The 20,825-nt window shown below is 33.8% G+C and carries 15 protein-coding genes; 13 read left to right on the forward strand and 2 right to left on the reverse strand.

All coding sequences use genetic code 11. The features are described from left to right. Positions 1–3: 3 nt before the first annotated feature. The 10 genes from GX308_09095 to pdaA all read left to right on the forward strand — a co-directional run bounded on the left by GX308_09095 (position 4) and on the right by pdaA (position 11,106). The gene (locus GX308_09095) at positions 4–384 is read left to right on the forward strand and encodes a DUF134 domain-containing protein (protein ID NLK22207.1); all 381 of its coding nucleotides are present in this window, start codon (positions 4–6) and stop codon (positions 382–384) included. Between the two features lie 42 nt (positions 385–426). Beyond that, positions 427–795 carry a dinitrogenase iron-molybdenum cofactor biosynthesis protein gene (locus GX308_09100; protein NLK22208.1) on the forward strand — a complete coding sequence of 123 codons (369 nt, stop codon included), beginning with the start codon at positions 427–429 and terminating at the stop codon, positions 793–795. Position 796: 1 nt separating this feature from the next. Then, positions 797–1,657 (forward strand): 4Fe-4S binding protein, encoded by an 861-nt coding sequence (locus GX308_09105; GenBank protein ID NLK22209.1) that lies wholly within the window; start codon positions 797–799, stop codon positions 1,655–1,657. Further along, the gene (locus tag GX308_09110) at positions 1,635–2,498 is read left to right on the forward strand and encodes a 4Fe-4S binding protein (GenBank protein NLK22210.1); all 864 of its coding nucleotides are present in this window, start codon (positions 1,635–1,637) and stop codon (positions 2,496–2,498) included. Before GX308_09105 ends, GX308_09110 begins: the two co-directional genes overlap by 23 nt. 16 nt (positions 2,499–2,514) lie before the next feature. Then, the gene (locus GX308_09115; GenBank protein ID NLK22211.1) at positions 2,515–2,874 is read left to right on the forward strand and encodes a dinitrogenase iron-molybdenum cofactor; all 360 of its coding nucleotides are present in this window, start codon (positions 2,515–2,517) and stop codon (positions 2,872–2,874) included. Positions 2,875–2,935: 61 nt separating this feature from the next. Further along, a complete protein-coding gene (locus tag GX308_09120; protein NLK22212.1) occupies positions 2,936–3,625 on the forward strand; it encodes a Crp/Fnr family transcriptional regulator in 690 nt (229 codons plus the stop codon). A gap of 174 nt (positions 3,626–3,799) precedes the next feature. Beyond that, entirely contained in the window at positions 3,800–6,514 is a 2,715-nt protein-coding gene (locus GX308_09125; GenBank protein NLK22213.1) for a beta-glucuronidase, read from the forward strand. Between the two features lie 152 nt (positions 6,515–6,666). Further along, the gene (locus tag GX308_09130) at positions 6,667–8,400 is read left to right on the forward strand and encodes an ABC transporter ATP-binding protein (protein ID NLK22214.1); all 1,734 of its coding nucleotides are present in this window, start codon (positions 6,667–6,669) and stop codon (positions 8,398–8,400) included. Positions 8,401–8,423: 23 nt separating this feature from the next. Beyond that, positions 8,424–10,226: an ABC transporter ATP-binding protein gene (locus GX308_09135; GenBank protein NLK22215.1), complete on the forward strand. Its 1,803-nt coding sequence runs from the start codon at positions 8,424–8,426 to the stop codon at positions 10,224–10,226. A 70-nt stretch (positions 10,227–10,296) separates the two neighbouring features. Next, positions 10,297–11,106 (forward strand): delta-lactam-biosynthetic de-N-acetylase, encoded by an 810-nt coding sequence (gene pdaA / locus GX308_09140; GenBank protein NLK22216.1) that lies wholly within the window; start codon positions 10,297–10,299, stop codon positions 11,104–11,106. Positions 11,107–11,257: 151 nt separating this feature from the next. Here pdaA and GX308_09145 read toward each other — a convergent pair whose 3' ends face one another. Beyond that, positions 11,258–12,097: a polysaccharide deacetylase family protein gene (locus GX308_09145; protein NLK22217.1), complete on the reverse strand. Its 840-nt coding sequence runs from the start codon at positions 12,095–12,097 to the stop codon at positions 11,258–11,260. Between the two features lie 314 nt (positions 12,098–12,411). Between GX308_09145 and GX308_09150 the strand changes: the two genes are divergently transcribed. The 3 genes from GX308_09150 to GX308_09160 all read left to right on the forward strand — a co-directional run bounded on the left by GX308_09150 (position 12,412) and on the right by GX308_09160 (position 19,467). Next, positions 12,412–13,881, forward strand: a complete 1,470-nt coding sequence (locus GX308_09150; GenBank protein NLK22218.1) for a YdiU family protein — start codon at positions 12,412–12,414, stop codon at positions 13,879–13,881. A 541-nt stretch (positions 13,882–14,422) separates the two neighbouring features. Further along, entirely contained in the window at positions 14,423–17,767 is a 3,345-nt protein-coding gene (locus tag GX308_09155) for a tetratricopeptide repeat protein (GenBank protein ID NLK22219.1), read from the forward strand. Positions 17,768–17,769: 2 nt separating this feature from the next. Continuing rightward, positions 17,770–19,467, forward strand: coding sequence for a molecular chaperone HscC (locus tag GX308_09160; GenBank protein NLK22220.1), 1,698 nt, complete (start codon positions 17,770–17,772; stop codon positions 19,465–19,467). A 44-nt stretch (positions 19,468–19,511) separates the two neighbouring features. Here the strand turns inward: GX308_09160 and serS are convergent, their stop codons facing one another. Further along, positions 19,512–20,789, reverse strand: a complete 1,278-nt coding sequence (gene serS, locus GX308_09165) for a serine--tRNA ligase (GenBank protein ID NLK22221.1) — start codon at positions 20,787–20,789, stop codon at positions 19,512–19,514. Positions 20,790–20,825 lie beyond the last annotated feature (36 nt).

Raw genomic sequence — 20,825 nt, forward strand, 5'->3', positions numbered from 1 at the left:
GTTATGGCAAGACCAATGAAATGGAGAAAGGTTTGTGGTTTACCTAAGAATGATAGATTTGGGCCTCTTGATTTATCCATAGATGATAGGGAATATATTAATATGACAGTAGATGAATATGAAACCATAAGACTTATTGATTTAGAAGGGTTTACACAGGAGGAATGTGCAAAACAAATGAATGTAGCCCGCACTACTGTACAGGGTATTTATATGGAAGCAAGAAAAAAGCTGGCCGAATCCCTAGTAAATGGGAAAGTATTATTGATTGAAGGAGGAGAATACCGATTATGTGACGGTCTAGGAAGAAGTTGTGGAAGGGGGTGCCATAGGAATAGACATGGACGAAGCTTTGCAGATAAGAAAGATGAATCATATGAATAGTTTATTTTAAAAATGTCTAGTAAAATAGAATGGAGGATTCTCATGAAAATAGCAATACCTGTGGATGAAAAAAACATGAATACGAAGGTTTGTATATCTTTTGGTCGTGCCCCATATTTCCTTTTTTATGATACCGAAACAAAGGAAGGTTTATTCCACGATAACAGTGCGGCAGCAAGTACAGGGGGGGCAGGAATCAAAGCAGCTCAAATGATAGTTGATAATAAAGCCGATATACTATTAACCCCAAGATGTGGACAAAATGCTGCGAACGTGCTTAAGGCTGCTGATATTAAAATATACAAGACAAATAATATTTCAGTGAAAGATAATATCGATGCTTTCACAAATGGGAAACTTTCTTTGCTTGAGGAAATCCATGCGGGATTCCATGGGCGTGGAGGAAATTAGTATGAATATAGCTGTATTAAGTGGTAAGGGAGGAACAGGAAAAACATTAGTATCAGTTAATTTGGCCGCCACAGCAGGGGAATCTATTTATGTGGACTGTGATGTAGAAGAACCTAATGGGCATTTATTTTTTAGACCACAAGATATTAAGGAAGAAAAGATATACGTCAAAATTCCAACTGTTGAGTATGAGCTTTGTGATGGATGTAGGAAATGTGTTGAGTTCTGTAAGTTCAATGCCCTTGCTTATACGGGGAAAAACCTTATTGTTTTTGAAGAGATTTGTCACTCCTGTGGCGGATGTCTAATAGTTTGTCCTACGAAAGCATTAACTGAAAAGGATAAGGTTATTGGAAAAATACAAAAGGGAGTTTCCAGGCAGGTAGTTGTACATACTGGAACAATGAACATAGGGGAAGCATCGGGAGTGCCAATCATTAATAAGCTCTTAGAAAAAAACAAAAAAGATCCAAATAAACTAACTATTATTGACTGTCCCCCTGGGAGTGCTTGTATTGTGATGGAAAGTATTAAAGACGTAGACTATTGCATCTTAGTGGCTGAACCAACCCTATTTGGGGTTCATAACCTTAATATGGTATTTGAGTTAGTGCAATTATTTAATAAGCCCTTTGGGGTGGTACTTAATAAATGTTTGAAAGGTGAAAATCCGGCAGAAAAGTTTTGTTTAGAAAGAAACATTAAGATATTAGGCAGAATACCTTTTGATGATGAGCTAGGAAGGATGAACTCTAGCGGTAATATTGTAGTTAGAGAAAATGAAAAATATAAATTTATTTTTTCTTCCTTACTAGAAATGATAAAAAGCGAGGTGCAAAATGAAGCAGCTTCTAATTCTTAGTGGCAAAGGTGGCACTGGGAAAACTACAATAGCCAGTGCATTAATAAAGCTTTTTAATGCTAAGGCTTACGGAGATTGTGATGTGGATGCACCGAATCTTCATCTTATAACAAGGCAAAATACTAAGCCTATAAAAAATCATTACTATGGTTTACCAAAAGCAAAAATAAACCCTAAATTATGCATCAAATGTGGTAACTGTATACAAAGTTGTAGATTTGATGCTATCTCATTGAAAAAAATATACACTGTGGATTTATATGCCTGTGAAGGATGTGGGGTTTGTGGACTTGTCTGTCCTAGAGGGGCCATATCCTTAGAGCCTACTATAGATGGGGAACTCATGCTATATAAAGATAAAGAGGAGGTTTTTTCGACAGCACAACTTAAAATGGGTAGCGGTACCTCCGGGATGCTTGTAACGGAAGTAAAAAAACAAATGAAATCGGCAGCAGGGGATGAAAATTTTGCAATTATTGATGGTTCCCCGGGTATAGGTTGTCCCGTAATAGCCTCCCTTAGTGGGGTGGATATGGTTTTAATCGTAGCCGAACCTTCTATATCAGGAATTAGTGATATGGAACGGATAATAAAAACTGCCCAAGGATTTGGTACGAAGATAGGGGTATGTATAAATAAATATGATACTAATCTTAGAAATACTAGGAATATTCAAGGGTTTTGCGAGAAAAAGGGAATACCTTTTGTAGGGAAAATACCTTTTGATTCGGAAGCGGTAAAAGTCATAAACAATGGTAGTACCATAGTAGATATAGAGTGCGCATCGGGAGTAGCGGTAAGGAAAATTCATGCTAAGATTATAGATATATTTAAAATATAAAATGGAGGTATAAGAAATGATTAAAATTGCAGTAGCAAGTGAAGGGAATAGGATAACAGAACATTTTGGTCATTGTGAAAATTTTAATATTTTTGAGGGGGAAGATGGAAAGATTATAAGCGTTGAATCTATCCCTAATCCAGGACATAAGCCAGGATTTCTTCCTAATTTCCTAAATGATAAAGGGGTTAATGTAATTATTTCAGGTGGCATGGGTGGAGGAGCCGTAGATATTTTTAATGAAAAAGGAATAGATGTTTATGTGGGGGTAAAAGGCGATGCCAAAGCAGCAGCAGAAGCATATCTTAAAGGTCACCTAAAAACAACAGGCTCTATTTGCCATGAACATGAACATCATGATATATGTGGAGAATAAATCTAAATTGACTAGATTATTGGCACTAAAAATATAACAACTGTAGACAAGGAGAAAGGAAATGGATAAAAAGATTCATACTTGTACTCCACATAGGGCATGTATCTCATTGGTTCCGATTTTCAATCATTTAGAAGATTGTCAAATACATGAAATCATGAAATCTACAAAATCCACTTCATACAAGAAAGGGGAAATGATTTATCGTGCAGGGGATGTTTCAGACTCCCTACATATTGTAAGTGATGGAAAGGTAAAAATATACCGATTATCCGAATCAGGAAAAGAACAACTGGTGCGTATTTTAGGTCCAGGGGATTTCACAGGGGAACTGGCATTATTTAATGAGTCTATTCATGAATCCTATGCAGAGGCCATGGAAGATAGTGATATTTGTATGATTACCCGGGAAGCCTTACAAAGGTTTTTGATGGAATTTCCTTCTATCTCTTTAATGATTTTATCTGAGTTTTCGAAGAGACTAGAAAAATCAGAAAAACAGGTAACCCGTTTTGCCACCGAAAAGGTTGAGACGAGAATAGCTCTTTTTTTATCTGAACGTGTGGAAGATGAAGGTGGGAGAATGGAAATATCATTACCCATGGCTAGAAAGGATTTGGCATCTTATCTAGGAACAACACCTGAAACGTTAAGCAGGAAATTAACTGAATTTGAAAAGGAGGGGTATATTAAACAGATAGGGTATAAAAAAATCAAAATATTAGATTTAGATGGGTTAATGGATTTGTAGGCTCCTGAATTCTTGAAGAATTCAGGGGCTTTTTTAGATAACACCAATAATAATACATAGATAGGATCACTAATTTAGCAGTTGAAAAATAGTATTAGATATTATAAGATAAATTTATATATTTTCAGACAATTAAATAGATTATATAATAAAGGATAAGAAAAGGGGGATTATATGGGAAAAATAGATTTAAAGGGAACTTGGAACTTTTGTCTGGATAGTGAGAAAATGGGGCTGGATAAGAAATATTATAAAAAATCCTTTGAAGATACAATTGATTTACCAACCACCGTATCGGAATCAAAAAAAGGAAGCTATTCTGACAAAATGAATGTGGGTTTTCTCACAGACCCTTATTATTTTGAAGGATATACTTGGTACTCAAAGGATGTAGAATTTGAAGACACGAAGGAAAAAGAGTTTTTTCTAATATTGGAGAGAACAAGGATTTCTCACCTTTGGATAGATGAAAACTATATCGGAAGTAATGATAGCCTTTGTACATCCCATAGATATCGCATTACCCCCTATATAAGTAACAAATCCAAGATTACGATTATGGTTGATAATACTTCCTATTTGATAAAGGGGGGGCATATGACCTCTCCTGATACTCAGACAAATTGGAATGGGATAACCGGAGAGATATATATTGAAGAATTAAATAAAGCTTATTTAAGCAAAGTAAGAATATATCCTAATGTGGCACAAAATTCAATTGAAGTAAAGTTAACTCTAAATGGAAGCGAAAAGGCTGATATGATAGCATGGACATCGTGTAATCAAAAAGCTTTTTCAAAATCTAATTATGAACTTTTAGAAGGAGAAAATACTTTTACATATTACCTTGATAAAAGAGCTCAAACCTGGAGTGAACATAACCCCCAATTATATGATTTAATATTAAAATTAAAACAAAACAATGAGACTGAGGATGAGTATAGATTTAGCTTTGGGCTAAGAGAATTTAAAGCGAAAGGAAAGTATTTTGAAATCAACGGCATGAGAACCTTCTTAAGGGGAAAGCATGACGGGCTTATTTTCCCTCTAACCGGCTATGCTCCTACAGATGTGGAAGAATGGATAAAGATTCTTAAAATGGCTAAAGAATATGGTATAAATCACTACCGTTTTCATACCTGTTGTCCCCCAAGGGCAGCTTTTATTGCAGCTGATATATTGGGAATGTATATGGAGCCAGAACTCCCATTTTGGGGGATAGTAACCCAAGAGGGGGAAGAAAACCATGATGAAACCGGACAAAAATATCTTATAGAAGAGGGTTTTCGTATTTTAGATGAATTTGGCAATCATCCTTCATTTGTTATGATGTCCATGGGGAATGAATTATGGGGAAGTAAAAACCGTATTAATCAAATTCTCGGGGATTATAGAAAATACGATAATAGGCATCTATATACTCAGGGTTCAAATAACTTTCAATTTATGCCTTGTATCTTAGAGAACGAAGATTTCTTTTGTGGCGTGCGTTTTTCTAGAGATAGGCTATTTAGAGGCTCTTATGCTATGTGTGATGCACCTCAAGGGCATATACAAACTATGGCACCTAATACAAGTTATAACTATGATGAAATCATACGACCCAGCAATATATCGGAAGGGGAAACCAAGGGTGGTAATATTACTATTCAGTATGGAACCAGTACAAAAACGGTTAAGATGGATAGCTCTGGAGAAATAATACCAGAAGTTCCTGTAGTTTCCCATGAAATCGGACAATATGCTATGTATCCAGATTTCTCAGAAGTGAATAAATATTTAGGGGTATTGAAACCAAGGAACTTTGAAATATTTAAAAATAGATTAGAAGAAAAAAATATGCTTCATATGGCAGATGAGTTTTTTAAGGCTTCGGGTAAATTGGCAGTAGAGTGTTATAAATTAGAGCTAGAAACAGCTCTAAGAAGCAATGAGCTAGCGGGATATCAGATTTTAGATTTACAAGATTTTTCGGGTCAGGGAACGGCATTAGTAGGTATTTTAGATGCATTTATGGAAAGTAAAGGGCTTATATCTTCTAAAGAGTGGAGACAGTTTTGTTATGATAAGGTGATACTTGGAGAACTTAATAAGTTTATTTTTACTTCAGAAGAAATGCTTATAATGCCCATAAAACTAGCATGCTTTAATCCAAAAGCCATTATTAATCCTAAGATTGAATTTAATATTTCAGAAGGAGAACATATCCTCATCTCTAAAGAAAAAACAATAAGAAATCAATATTTTTCCGGGATGCATAAATTAACTGATTTTAAAATTAAACTTCCCAAGGTTTTAGAGCCAAAGAAATTAACTCTAACTATAAAAATATCTGAAGCAGATATAAAAAATGCTTATGATATATGGATTTACCCTCAAGATATACCTTCTAATAGGGATGAAGATATAATTATAACCGAAAGTATTGAGGAAGCAAGAAAAAGTCTCAAAGAAGGTAAGAAGGTTCTTTATTATCCACAAGACCTAGATGATATGAATTCTATTGAGGGCACATATTGTACAGACTTTTGGTGTTATCCTATGTTCAAGTCCATTTCAAAGAGCATGGGTAAACCTGTACCTGTAGGAACCCTTGGGCTTTGTATCCAAAACAATCATCCTATTTTTAACAATTTTCCTACAGAAAGTCATACAACCCCCCAATGGTATGACATTATCACCAACTCAAGGGCCATGATACTGGATGGGGAAAATGTTGAACCTATAGTATGGGTTGTAGACAATTTTGAGAGAAACCACAAATTAGGAATCATCTATGAGTTAACAATCGAGGAAGGAAAGCTGCTTGTATGTACTTCGAATTTACGAAGGATTAAAAATAGTCATTCAGCAAAATGGTTAGAATACAGCATCATTCAGCAACTTTAGGAATAACTGCAATGCCTACCTGGCATTACAGTTATTTTTTTATGTATTTTAAAATTAATATAAACATGGTATAAAAAAGTTTTAGTCTTTATGTTATAATTTATAAAAAGTGAAATACTAAATTATAATCATATTTACAAGGATGATACATTATGAAGATATTACTTAAATATTTAAAGCAATATTATATACCTTTTTTAGCAGCTATAATTTGTTTAAGTCTGGAGACTTTTATAGATTTATTACAGCCCACATTTATGTCACGGATAGTAGATATTGGGGTTGCTGCTAAGGACTTAGATTATATAATGAAAACAGGATTTATCATGCTGGGAATAACGGGAGCAGGGGCCATAATGGCAATTGCAAGAAGTATATTGGCTACTACTATATCCCAAAAGGTTGGTGCTTCCCTCAGACTTTGGTTATTTACAAAAGTTCAGTCTTTATCTTTAAAAGACATTGATAACTTTGATACAGGTTCTTTGATTACAAGACTTACTAATGATGTTACTCAGGTTCAAAATTTTGTCATGGGGATTATGAGGATATTCGTAAAGGCCCCATTGCTTTTTATAGGCAGCATAATTATGACTTTTGTACTTAGTCCGAAGATGGCATTTATTATAGTTATTTTAATACCCATTATCAGTTTTCTTATGTACTTGAATCTAAAAAAAGCATATCCCTTTTTTGCAAGGGTACAAAGGGCACTGGACAAGGTAAATATCAAAATGAGGGAATACTTACAAGGGGTTCGGGTAGTTAAGGCCTATAATCAATTTGATTATGAAAAAGAAAGCTTTGATGAAGTAAATCTAAGATTGCAAGAAACATCAAAACAGTCTATGGAATTAGTTGCAATCTTCTTACCTCTGATAACCTTAGTTGTAAATTTGGGAATTGTATTTATTTTATGGCTAGGGGGTATGGAAATTAATAAAGGAAATCTACAAGTAGGCAAGATTATTGCTATCGTAAATTATATGATACAAATATTAACCTCTTTAATTATGATTTCTAATATTATTACTACTTTAGTAAGGACAATGACATCCCTAGAGAGGATTGAGGATGTTCTAGATACAGAAGACACTATAACTTATGATAATCAAAAAGATAATTGGAAGATAGAAAAGGGAAGAATTGATTTTATCAATGTTCATGCCAGTTATTCAAAAAACACGGAGTCCAATGTTTTAAATGACATTTCTTTTACCTGTATGCCAGGGGAAACCTTAGGGATAATTGGATCTACAGGTTCAGGTAAAACAACCTTGGTACATCTTATAATGGGATATTATGATTATATAAAAGGTAGTATCAAAATAGATGGACAAGATATAAGTCATATTAATCCAAAACTAATTCGCAATCAGGTTGCTATCGTATCCCAAAAGGCATTGCTATTTAGTGGAACTATTAAAGAAAATATTCTTTGGGGTAAAAAAGATGCAAGTATGGATGAAATAAAAAATGCAGCAAAGATTGCCCAAGCACATGACTTTATAGATAGTTTCAAAGGTGGTTACGATACTTATTTAGGACAAGGAGGCGTAAACCTATCCGGGGGACAAAAACAAAGAATTTCTATTGCCCGCGCAATCATAAAAAGACCTAAAATACTGATCTTAGACGATTCTACCAGTGCTGTTGATGTAACTACAGAGGCTAAAATAAGAAAAGGTATTGGGGATTTTTCAAAGGATATGACAACTATAATTATTGCCCAAAGAATACAATCCATAATGGGGGCAGACCAAATATTAGTCTTAGAAAATGGTGAGGTTGTGGGAAAAGGGAATCACGAGGAGTTAATAGAATCCTGTAAAGTATATCAGGATATTTATGATTCACAAATTGGAAGGACGGCGACAGTATCATGAAAGATAAAGACATAAAAAGCCCAATGCCTAAGGAAACAACGGAAAGATATAGGCCTGGTGGATTAGGCCTCCTGGGTAGAGAAGTTGTAAAAGCCAAAAATATAAAAGGGACCCTTCTAAGACTTTGGGATTATTTCAAAAAAGAAAAAGTAGGTTTAGGTATTATATTTATATTAACAATTATAAGTGCATTAATGGGGCTTTTGGCTCCTTATTATATAGGCAAGGGTATTGATGTTATAAGCAGTACGATAGATTTTGATAAATCAGCATTGATTGTAGTTGGGATACTTTTACTTATAGTATATCTACTAGATGCTGTAATTACCTTTATGCAGGGATTTATGATGGCAAGAGTATCCCAAAGGGTTATCTATTATCTAAGAAAAAGCTTATTCGAAAAGCTTCAAAAACTACCTTTAGGTTTTTTTGATACCCATTCCCATGGGGAATTAATGAGTCGTTTAGCCAATGATATCGATAATATTAGTGATACCATTGCCTCATCCATGACTCAGTTTATATCAGGGGTTATTATGATAGTTGGGGCTTTTGTGATGATGTTAATATTAAGTCCCATATTAACCCTTGCAGGGCTTGTACCTATTCCCCTAATGTTTATTTTAACTAGAACCATAACTGATAGGACAAAACCACTTTTTAGACAACAACAAGAGGAATTGGGAAATCTAAATGGGGTAATCGAAGAATCTATTTCAGGAATTCATGAAGTTAAGGCCTTTAATAGGGAAAATGAAATAATAGATGAGTTTCAAAGGCTTAATGAAAGGCTTCTTAGAGCAGGAACAAAAGCTCAAATTTGGAGTGGATTTTTGATGCCACTTATGAATGTTATAAGTAATATAGGATTTGCAGCAGTTTCTTATGTCGGGGGTTATTTAGCTGTAAAATCAGCAATAACCTTAGGTATTATTGCAAGTTTTATAAGCTATTCCAAACAATTTACAAGACCGCTTATTACCTTGTCAAATATATATAACACTTTACAGACCGCCATAGCAGGGGCTGAGAGGGTCTTCGAAATACTGGATGAAGAAGAAGAGGAAAAAGATAGTCCTCAGGCGGAGATTTTACAAAATCCAAAGGGGGATGTTAGTTTTAAGAATGTTAGTTTTGGCTATAATGAAGGAAATTATATTTTAAAGGATGTAAGTTTTGATGTTAAGGCAGGAGAAACAGTGGCCCTAGTTGGATCTACAGGAGCAGGGAAAACTACAATTATTAATTTGATTACAAGATTTTATGAGGTATCCAAAGGAAGTATAGAAATAGACGGTAAGGATATTAAAAAATATACTAGGGAGAGCCTTCGAAAAAGTTTTGGTGTTGTTTTGCAAGACACCTATCTTTTCTCAGAAACAATAAAAAATAACATCAAATATGGAAATACGGAAGCTACTGATGAAGAAGTAATCAAGGCAGCTAAAATGTCGGGAGCCCATAATTTTATAAAAAATCTTCCTAAGGGATATGATACGATTATTATAGAAAGCGGCAGAAATCTAAGCCAAGGGGAAAGACAACTACTTGCAATCACTAGGGCTATATTAAGTAATAACTCAATACTGGTTTTAGATGAGGCAACCAGCAATGTAGATACCAGAACGGAAAAAAATATTCAAAAGGCCATGTTAAAACTTAAAAAGGGGAAAACTAGTTTTATTATAGCTCATAGACTTAGTACCATAAGAGATGCCGATACCATAATGGTTATAGATGATGGCAAAGTATTAGAAAAGGGTAATCACGAAAAGTTAATTGCTTTAGGAGGAAGGTATAAGAAAATGTGCATGGACACCATATAAATATTGTGTATATGTATTATAAGCGGCTCCTTAGAATATATTATAGTAAAAATGTTAAAAGGAGTACGCTATGGGAAATATAAAGTATAAGAAGGAAATCGGGATTTTGTTTTTATTTGTGTTTGCGTATTTTTTTGGGAGCAGAGTTGCAATGCTTACAGATTCCTCTGCAAAGGAGGCCATAAGTACGTCTTATGAAGAAAACTGGGGTCTTGGGTTTTCTACAGCAGGGCAGCCGCCAACAGCCAATGCAACAGCAGAAGAACTAAAAAAATATAATGCTTATTATATAGGGGATACCGGCGAAAAGATTATATATTTAACTTTTGATGCGGGATATGAAAATGGCTACACTTCCACTATACTAGATGCATTAAAAAAACATAATGTTCCTGCTAGTTTTTTTCTCGTTGGCAACTATATTAAAACCAGCCCTGACTTAGTAAAACGAATGGTCGAAGAGGGGCATCATGTGGCTAATCATACTTATTCTCATCCTAATATGTCTCGAATATCCACGAAAGAAGCTTTTTGTAAAGAACTTGAAGAATTAGAAAAGGCGTTTGAGGGGGCGACAGGACAAAAGATGGTAAAATACTATAGACCGCCCCAAGGAAAATATAGTGTAAGTAATTTGAAAATGGCAGATGAATTAGGGTATAAGACCTTCTTTTGGAGCCTTGCCTATGTGGATTGGTACAATGACAAGCAGCCCTCTAAGGAAGAAGCATTTAAAAAGCTCCTAGGTAGAATCCACCCTGGGGCAATAGTTCTTCTTCATAGCACATCCAAGACAAACTCAGAAATTTTGGATGAACTTCTTGAAAAGTGGAAGGAGATGGGATATACGTTTGGAACCTTGGATGATGTGATTCAGTAGAACTCCAATTATATATATATTAAATTAAGTTATTTTTGTATACAGTAGGACATAAAGTGAGCTAATTCAGTGGTCGCTTTTTGGAGTTGTTTTTTTCGGGTAAATATACAATTCTAAAATGATCGGGTTTTTTCCAATAAAATTTCATATGTCAAACTATTTTTATCATTTCTCCCGCCTGAACTTCAATAATTTCATTATCATATTGAAACCAAATAGGAATACTGGAAGGGTTTTTTACCATTTTACCATCAACACTAAATATCAATCGATTATAGGCATTGATATAATCATATATCTCAATATTTGTTCCATACCAGATATCCTCCCTATTACCTATATGTTTGGCAAAATCCTCAATCAGATTCCAGTTATTATCTTCTTCGAACTCATAACTATGCCCCCATAGATAAAATAAGTAGGGTTCTTGATTTATCTTATCCTCAATAAATTTACTTGTAAGGTTCTGGAATTGCGTAGAATTATGATGACAGGTTGCAGTAAGTCTCAACCAATCTTTGGGAATTCTAAAATCATTAGTTGAAATAACGGTCCTAGCATATGCAATGCCACATATCTTAAGGGCTGCTACTATATCATCACTATATGTACCAAAGGGGTATGCCATACCACGAACAATTGTGCTAAATTGTTCCTCAAGATTTTCTCTATCCTTTATTATTTCATTAATAACCATATTAGAGGGCAATTGTTCGAGAAAAGGATGGGTTAACGCATGAACTGCGATTTCTAGATTGGTGTCTTTGAAAGTTTTTGTAATCTGCTCTTTGGTCATCCTACGATGAATATGTCCCTTGGGATAAGTTGTTCCTTCTTTTGCATATAGACCACTATTTAAATTAAAAGTACCCTTTAGTCCATAATTCTTCATAATTTCAACAAGCTTGATATCTTGCTCAACTCCATCATCATAGCTTAAGGTTAATGCCTTTGTTCTCCCTTTAGGAAATCTTAAAAAAATACTTGACATATTAAATCACTCCTTTATACGACATTTGCATGATTCGTTATTAGCATAGGATAACTCTGATAAAGTTATTAAAAAAATTTTCAATTATAATCTTAGTACTATAGCTTATCAGGGATTATATATTTTCCTATAGTTTATATTATAATAGTAATTTGTTAAATTATATATAGTTTTAGTTATAAATTTTAGGAATTTGTATATGCATAATAAACCTATACAGGTAGACACTAATATATAGTATTATAAGAAAAATGTAGAACTTTATAATTGTTAAGTAGTTTTTCATAATATAAAGAACAGGAGAAAATAATATAATGGGAACTAGTACAGTAATTCAAACGGGATGGAATTTTGATAATAGTTATTCTAATCTCCCCAAATCATTTTTTACAATTGTAGATCCGACTCCGGTTTCCGATCCTAAACTAATAGTTTTTAATGATTCTTTGGCAGATTTTCTTGGTCTAAATTCTATGGAACTAAAAAGCAGATATGGGGCAGAAGTATTTGCTGGCAATGAAATCCCCAAAGGAGCATTGCCCTTAGCAGAAGCCTATGGGGGGCATCAATTTGGATACTTTACTATGTTAGGGGACGGAAGAGCTATACTAATCGGTGAACAGATAACTCCTCAAGGGGAGAGATTCGATATTCAGCTAAAGGGTTCTGGGAGGACCCCCTATTCTAGGAGAGGTGATGGGCGAGCGGTTCTTGGACCTATGCTAAGAGAATTTATAATTAGTGAAGCAATGTATGGCCTTGGTATACCTACTACTCGGAGTTTGGCTGTAGTAATAACCGGTGAAAAGGTATATAGGGAAACAAATCTACCCGGAGCAATTTTAACACGGGTTGCTTCTAGTCACATAAGAGTCGGCACATTTCAATATGCTTCAAGACTTCTAGGTATAAGAGATGTTAAGCATCTTGCTGACTATACCTTAAACAGGCATTATAAAGATATATTATCTAGTGATGAACCGTATCTTTTATTACTTAGAGAAGTAATAAAACGACAGGCTTCCTTAATAGCTAAATGGATGCTAGTAGGTTTTGTCCATGGAGTGATGAATACGGACAACATGGCTATAAGTGGTGAAACCATTGATTACGGTCCCTGTGCCTTTATAGATATTTACAACCCAGATACTGTCTTTAGTTCTATTGATACCCGCGGTCGCTATGCATATGGCAAACAACCCGATATTGCTGCATGGAATCTTGCTAGATTTGCAGAAACCCTATTGCCCTTACTTCATGATAACGAGGATAAGGCCATAAAGATAGCAGAAGATGAAATTTATAATTTTAATAAGCTATACCATCAAAATCTGATTACTGGAATGAGGGCAAAGTTAGGAATATTTAATAAAGAATCAGAAGATGAAACTTTAGTTAAAGATTTTTTAAATTTAATGCATAAACACAAATCAGATTATACCAATACATTTCTTGCATTAACTTTTAATAAGAAATATGATCTTAGTCTAGTTGATACCATAGAATTTATCCAGTGGTATCAACGTTGGCAGGCTAGATTAAAAAGGCAGGAGCAATCGAAAGAGAAAGTGCATCAGTTGATGAAAAATAGTAACCCTGCGATAATTCCGCGTAATCATAGGGTAGAAGAGGCTTTAGATGCAGCACAAGATGAGAATTATGATGTAATGAATAAATTACTTAAGGCTTTATCAGATCCTTATGCCCATTCCTTAGAGCAAACAGAGTATTCCATAATACCTGATACAAAAAATTGCTCCTATAGAACCTTTTGTGGTACTTAAAATAGATAACAAAAAGCCGATTGTCTAAAAAGCAACAATCGGCTATTTACCATACCCTATTCATTTAATATTGTACACAATTTGATTACTATTCATTCCTTCCAAGTGAAAAACATAACGTTTAATACTTATTAATAAAATTAACAAAAAACAAATAACAAATATTTAATAGTTTTGGAGTTTAAAAAGGTAATAATTTAACACAAAAACTTGACAAAAATCTGATAAGAAAGTCAAAAAGAAATTTCATAACACGAATTTAACTAATAAAAAAACCCTAACTTCATAACTAACTACTGAATACCAAATACTTGATAAAACGGTAATGAGTGAATAGGGTATGTGGGAAGAAAATTTGCTTCTTCCTTAAATTCATTATAGCACAGATTATCAAAAAGTAAAGGGGAAATTCATTTTTTTAAGGATTTAAATTAAAAATATAATAATATGAAAGGTTTTCTAAGGAGTGTATTCAAAATTTATCCAAATGTGATATAATTTAATGACGTAGCTTTGTGAAAATTAAAAACGGGGTGAAAAAATGAATAAAAAAGAGATTTTTAAAATTTTGAACATATCCGAAACCAAAGATAGCAATATAATAAAAAATGCCTATCGAAAAAAGCTGGTAGGAGTCAATCCCGAAGATAATCCACAAGGTTTTAAAGTCCTTAGAGAAGCCTATGAAGAAGCTATCAGATTAATAAATATTCAAGAAGAGGAAATATTAGATACACCTATTAATCGGTGGATACAAAAAGTTGAGCATACTTATAATAAATTATCTACAAGAATTAATATAGATTCTTGGAAAGAACTTTTTGAAGATGAAATATGTAACGAATTTGATACGGCTAATGAAGTTAGGGAGGCTTTTTTAGTATTTTTGATGGAACATTATCGTTTACCAGTTGAAATATGGCAGATCATAGAAGAAAAATTTGAACTTGTAGATATAAAGGAAGAATTATATGAAAAATTTCCGGCAAACTTCGTTAACTTTGTTATGGAAACTCCAGAAAGCAAAGGATGGATAGACTATACTTTGTTTGAAGGAAATGATGAAGCAGATATAGATGAATTTATAAATGAATATTTATTCCTAAGAAGTATTAACGATAATAAGGAATACGATAAAATACAAAAGGTACAAGAACAAATAGAAAAAATTCAAAAAATGAATATTTCACATCCCTATTTTGATATAGAAAAAATGCGTTATTGGCTAGAGCAACAGGATTATGAAAAGGCCATGGAAATCTCAGAAAACCTCCGGGCTAAAAATTATGAGGATTTGTATATTTTGTATTATCTTTCTTTAGAGAGTCTTGAAAGAGGGGAATTAGAAAAGGCTTATAAGGAATGTGAGGGAATCTTAGAAATAGATCCCAATCATTTTGGAGCTAAAAAAAATATTTGTTCTTATTATTATAAAATAGGAGAATATGAAAGAGCAAAAGACGGGTACATAGAATTATTAGAATTAGATAGCTATAATGAAAGCTTAATTGAAGGGTTACAGCAGGTGAACGAAGCCTTAATGAAAATATATAAAGAAAGAATAGAAAAGGATCCGGAAAATAAAAAGTATAAGCTAGAATTAGGATGGTGTTTATATCAAAATGGTTTGTATGAGGATTCTATATCTTTAATAGAAGACATTACATTAGATGATAACATTTATTATGAATATTATAATTTGATTTCTCGTAACTATATGGCTGTGGAAAAATATAAAGAGGCTCTACCCTCCATTAATATATGGTTAAAGGAAATCATTAAACTAGAAGACGATGGAACAAAAGAAACTAGAAATAAACTAAGGAAATTGCCATTAGCATATTATCTTTTATCAAGATGTTATTATGGTTTAGAGGGACAGGAAAAAGATAAGGATACTCTAAAGAAGAGATTGAAATATATTGATTTAGCTATCAAGGCAGAAGATGGGGGAAATGACCTACTTAAATATATGTCAGAAAAAACCCATACCCTCTTAAAACTGGAAGATTTTAAAACTTGTATTGATGTTTGTGATGAAATCTTAAAAATAAGCGATAGGTATTTTCCTGCCTATATATATAGACAAGAGGCTTACTACAATCTAAAAATGGGGCAGGAAGTTATTGATGATTATTACAGGGCCATAGAGATATATGGGGGATACCAAAAGCCATATGTACTGGCAGCTAAGGTTTTTATAATATTTGAACAATATAAAGAGGCGTCGGGAGTTATTGAACGTGCAAAGGCAGCTAAGATAGAAAGCAATGATTTAGCATTTCAGGAATTGAGAATAAAAAGATCCCTTGCAAAGGATTATGAGGAAAGAAAAAAAGTAGCAAAAGAGATTAAAAATCTATATATTGAAGTACAAGAAGAACACGGAGATATAGAAGATATATCGTTAATTCTTCATGAATTAGCTCTTTGTTACTATAATATGAGGGAAAATGAACTTGCCCTAAAGGCCATAGGAGATAAACTAAGTCTTAATAAAACTGATGGTAGTTTAGAGTTAAAGGGTAATATACTTTATGATATGGAGAAGTATGAAGAAGTAATTGATATATATAAGGAGTTTATACAAAGATACCCAAGCTATAATTATGCCTATTATATAACAGGACTTTGTTATGAAAGATTGGATAAAGAAGACGAAGCCCTTGATAATTATTTGAAGGTTATTAAGGTTGATTCGGAATATGAATACGTTTATTATAGGCTCATGATTATATACAAAAACCGTTATAGAAGGAGTTATAGGAAAGAATATTATCAAATGGCAGTAGAGTATGGCAAACGGCAAGTACAAATAAAACCTGATTGTTATTATTATAATGAATTAGGGCGGCTCTATATGGATGGATATGATCTAGATAAAGCATTAGAAGCCTTTAATGAAGCATTAAAATATGAAGAGGTATATGTATACAATAATGTGGGACTTGTTAATAAAATCCTAGGTAATCTACAAGAAGCCCATAAGTATTACAAACTTGCAATAACACATCAAAAGGATGATTTGACTCCTTACTGGAATATAGCAGATTACTATAAAATAACAGGGGAATATGAAAAGGCTATTAAAACTTATGAGGTGTTAATTCAAAAAGCCGAATCCCCCAAAAAAGCTATTGAAAAATTAGCAGACTTATATGGGCAGATGGGCAGATGGGATGAGGCTATAGAACAGTATAAAAGGGTCCTAGAGCTTGTGAAAGGTTGGGAAATGGACTATCTACTAAATGTTGGGCAGATTTATTGTTATTCCGGAGACGAAAAAGAGGCTTTAATATACTACCAAAAAGCTATAAAAAAATACAAGAATAAAAGTCAACCCTATAGTCATATGGGAACGTACATGCGTTTAATAAAAGGAGATAATAGGGAGGCTCTAAAATATTATAAGAAGGCTTATAAGGTTGCTCTAAGGTATGAAGGTGAATCTTATAGGGGTATGGAGGGGCTACTAGGAGATATATTAGATGTCCTAAAGGCGTTAGGAAGACAAAAAGAAGGTATACACTATAAGAGTGAATTATATAATTATATAAGGAGAAAATATGGCGGCATAGAAAATTGGTTAGGTGATTTAGGATACCGTAAAGCAAGGATATATTGCATTGCAAAATGTAATTATAGCACTGGTGATTATGAAAAGACAAAATATTATATGAATTTTATGAAAGAGAGTTATAATTGTAGAACTTGTTCTTTTCATATTTGTATTGAATACCTAGAAGTAGAGGGAATGTTACTAGAAATGGAAAGCGATTACAAAGGAGCTTTAGAAAAATATAAAAAATCATTAGAAGTTTATCCAAATAATTCGGATGCATTAATAAAAATAAGAGAACTGAAACAAAAAATAGGAGAGAATTAGGTATGATTATAGGCATTGACTTGGGAACAACTAATAGCTTGGTAGCATATTTTACGGAAAATGGACCTAAAATAATCCCTAATCGATTAGGGAAGAACCTTACACCATCGGTAGTTAGCATGGATGAAGATGGGCAGATTTATGTAGGAGAAACAGCTAAAGAAAGAAGGCTTTTATGTCCTGATAGAAGTGCTTATATTTTTAAAAGGGATATGGGAAGTAAAAAGGAGTTTCAGTTGAAGGATAAGATGTTTTCCGCCGAGGAACTATCTTCATTTATTCTTCGTTCACTTAAAGAGGATGCAGAAGTTTTTTTAGGTCAAGAGGTAACAGAAGCAGTAATCAGTGTTCCAGCATACTTTAATAATGCTAGAAGGAAGGCAACTAAAAGAGCTGGCGAACTGGCCGGTCTTAAGGTAGAGCGGATTATTAGTGAGCCTACAGCAGCGGCAATAGCTTACGGTTTGTATCAAAACAATAGGGATATGAGGTTCTTGGTTTTTGATTTAGGGGGAGGAACCTTTGATGTATCAATTCTAGAACTTTTTCAAAACATATTAGAAGTCCATGCTGTAGCAGGAGATAATTTTCTTGGAGGAGAAGATTTTACAGAGGTACTGGAGAATATGTTCCTAAGTGAAAAAAATATAGATCCTAAGGAAATAGACCATAAGACATTAGTACATATTAAAAAGCAGTCAGAAAAGTGTAAAAAGAGGTTTAGGACAGAAAAGAATCCTATTATGTCTTGTAAGATTAATGACGAAATTATAGATATGATGGTAGATATAGAAAAGTATGAAAAAAGATGTGAGAAGTTATTAGAAAGAATTAAAGACCCTATTAAAAGAAGTTTATCCGATGCTAATTTAAAGCTTTCGGATATAGATCAGGTAATAATGATAGGAGGAGCGACAAGACTGCCAATAATCCATAAACTCGTTAGTAAACTATTTAGGGTACTTCCTAATGTCAGCATAGATCCAGATGAAGCTGTTGCCCTAGGGGCAGCCATTCAGGGGGCAATGAAGGAAAGAAACGAAGCGATAAAGGAAGTAGTTTTAACCGATGTATGTCCTTTTACCCTAGGCACAGAAGTTGTAAGGGAAATAGAAGAAGGGCGATTTGAATCAGGCTATTTTTGCCCGATTATAGAAAGAAATACGGTTATCCCGGCTAGTAGAACGGAACGACTATATACCGTAAGGAATAATCAAACTAAAATCCGAATAAATGTACTCCAGGGGGAAAGTCGCTTTGCATCTAATAATTTATCCATAGGAGAAATAACCGTAGAAGTTCCTAAATCAAAAGCAGGGCAAGAAGGAATAGATGTGACCTATACCTATGATATTAACTCAATATTAGAAGTCCAGATTAAGGTTGTTTCAACGGGGGAAATTAAAAAGGCAATTATAAAAGGTCAAAATGTAGATATGACAGATGATGAAATAGAAAAAAGGATGGAAGAATTATCATATCTTAAAATACATCCAAGAGAACAAGAAGCCAATAAGCTTTTATTATTAAAGGCAGAAAGGCTTTATGAAGAAAGTATAGGGGATATTAGAAAGAAATTAGAATACGAACTTACTAAATTTGATGAGATTCTTAATAAAAAAGACAAATATAAGATAGAAAAAGGACGAAAAAGGCTCCAAGATATAATAGATGAGATATTAAAAGAAATAGATTTCTAATATTTAGGTGGTACTAATCATAAAAAATAGGGAACTTAAGTTCCCTATTTTATTTTGTCTTTTCCACCCATATACGGTTGTAGGGCAGTTGGAATGTTTATAGAGCCATCGGCATTTAGATTGTTTTCTAAAAAAGCTATGAGCATTCTTGGAGGAGCAACTACGGTGTTATTTAGGGTATGAGCAAAATATCTGCCATCTTCTCCAAAAACACGAATTTTTAGGCGACGGGCTTGGGCATCCCCTAGATTAGAACAGCTTCCCACCTCGAAATACTTTTGTTGTCTTGGGGACCAAGCTTCTACATCTACAGACTTTACCTTTAGGTCTGCTAGATCACCGGAACAGCATTCTAAGGTTCTTACAGGAATATCAAGGGAGCGGAATAAATCCACAGTGTTTTGCCAAAGTTTATCAAACCACATATTACTATCTTCAGGCTTACATACAACTATCATTTCTTGTTTTTCAAATTGATGGATACGGTATACCCCTCTTTCCTCTATTCCATGGGCTCCTTTTTCTTTTCTAAAGCAAGGTGAGTAACTAGTTAAGGTATGGGGCAGAGAATCTTCTTGAACGATAGTATCAATGTATTTACCTATCATCGAATGCTCACTAGTTCCAATTAGGAATAGGTCTTCCCCTTCTATCTTATACATCATTGCCTCCATTTCATCGAAGCTCATAACACCAGTAACTACGTCACTGCGAATCATAAAAGGAGGGATGCAGTAGGTAAAGCCCCTATCAATCATAAAGTCTCTTGCATAGGAAATAACTGCAGAATGAAGCCTTGCAATATCCCCTAAAAGATAGTAAAAACCATTACCAGCAACCTTTCTAGCACTGTCCAAATCAATACCATTGAGTTTTTCTATGATTTCTACATGGTAAGGGATTTCGAAGTTAGGCACGATAGGTTCACCGTAACGCTGTACTTCTACATTTTCACTGTCATCTTTTCCAATAGGTACGCTAGGATCGATTATATTTGGTATGATCATCATTATGTTTTTGATTTTTTCTGCTAATTCACCTTCTTTAGCTTCTAATTCTGTTAGATATTTTGAGTTAGCTGCTACTTGACTTTTTAGTTCTTCAGCTTCACCTTTTTTTCCTTGAGCCATCAAACCACCAATTTGTTTTGAAATTTTATTTCTTTGTGCCCTTAGGTCGTCAGCTTCCTGTTGGGTAGCCCTGTTCTCCAAGTCTAGGGCGATAACTTCATCCACTAGGGGTAATTTACTATCTTGGAACTTGTTTTTAATGTTTTGCTTTACGATTTCTGGGTTTTCCCTTAAGAATTTTAAATCTAACATAATTTCACTCCTTGTATAGTATGGATTTCTTAACAA

Source organism: Candidatus Epulonipiscium sp. (genome assembly GCA_012519205.1).
Classification (GTDB): Bacteria; Bacillota; Clostridia; order Lachnospirales; family Defluviitaleaceae; genus JAAYQR01.

What these genes read in the sequence shown, in the direction of transcription:
- GX308_09095 (NLK22207.1), top strand. Translation starts at nt 4, where the DNA reads ATGGCAAGACCAATGAAATGGAGAAAGGTTTGTGGTTTACCTAAGAAT.
- GX308_09100 (NLK22208.1), top strand. Translation starts at nt 427, where the DNA reads ATGAAAATAGCAATACCTGTGGATGAAAAAAACATGAATACGAAGGTT.
- GX308_09105 (NLK22209.1), top strand. Translation starts at nt 797, where the DNA reads ATGAATATAGCTGTATTAAGTGGTAAGGGAGGAACAGGAAAAACATTA.
- GX308_09110 (NLK22210.1), top strand. Translation starts at nt 1,635, where the DNA reads ATGAAGCAGCTTCTAATTCTTAGTGGCAAAGGTGGCACTGGGAAAACT.
- GX308_09115 (NLK22211.1), top strand. Translation starts at nt 2,515, where the DNA reads ATGATTAAAATTGCAGTAGCAAGTGAAGGGAATAGGATAACAGAACAT.
- GX308_09120 (NLK22212.1), top strand. Translation starts at nt 2,936, where the DNA reads ATGGATAAAAAGATTCATACTTGTACTCCACATAGGGCATGTATCTCA.
- GX308_09125 (NLK22213.1), top strand. Translation starts at nt 3,800, where the DNA reads ATGGGAAAAATAGATTTAAAGGGAACTTGGAACTTTTGTCTGGATAGT.
- GX308_09130 (NLK22214.1), top strand. Translation starts at nt 6,667, where the DNA reads ATGAAGATATTACTTAAATATTTAAAGCAATATTATATACCTTTTTTA.
- GX308_09135 (NLK22215.1), top strand. Translation starts at nt 8,424, where the DNA reads ATGCCTAAGGAAACAACGGAAAGATATAGGCCTGGTGGATTAGGCCTC.
- pdaA (NLK22216.1), top strand. Translation starts at nt 10,297, where the DNA reads ATGGGAAATATAAAGTATAAGAAGGAAATCGGGATTTTGTTTTTATTT.
- GX308_09145 (NLK22217.1), bottom strand. Translation starts at nt 12,097, where the DNA reads ATGTCAAGTATTTTTTTAAGATTTCCTAAAGGGAGAACAAAGGCATTA.
- GX308_09150 (NLK22218.1), top strand. Translation starts at nt 12,412, where the DNA reads ATGGGAACTAGTACAGTAATTCAAACGGGATGGAATTTTGATAATAGT.
- GX308_09155 (NLK22219.1), top strand. Translation starts at nt 14,423, where the DNA reads ATGAATAAAAAAGAGATTTTTAAAATTTTGAACATATCCGAAACCAAA.
- GX308_09160 (NLK22220.1), top strand. Translation starts at nt 17,770, where the DNA reads ATGATTATAGGCATTGACTTGGGAACAACTAATAGCTTGGTAGCATAT.
- serS (NLK22221.1), bottom strand. Translation starts at nt 20,789, where the DNA reads ATGTTAGATTTAAAATTCTTAAGGGAAAACCCAGAAATCGTAAAGCAA.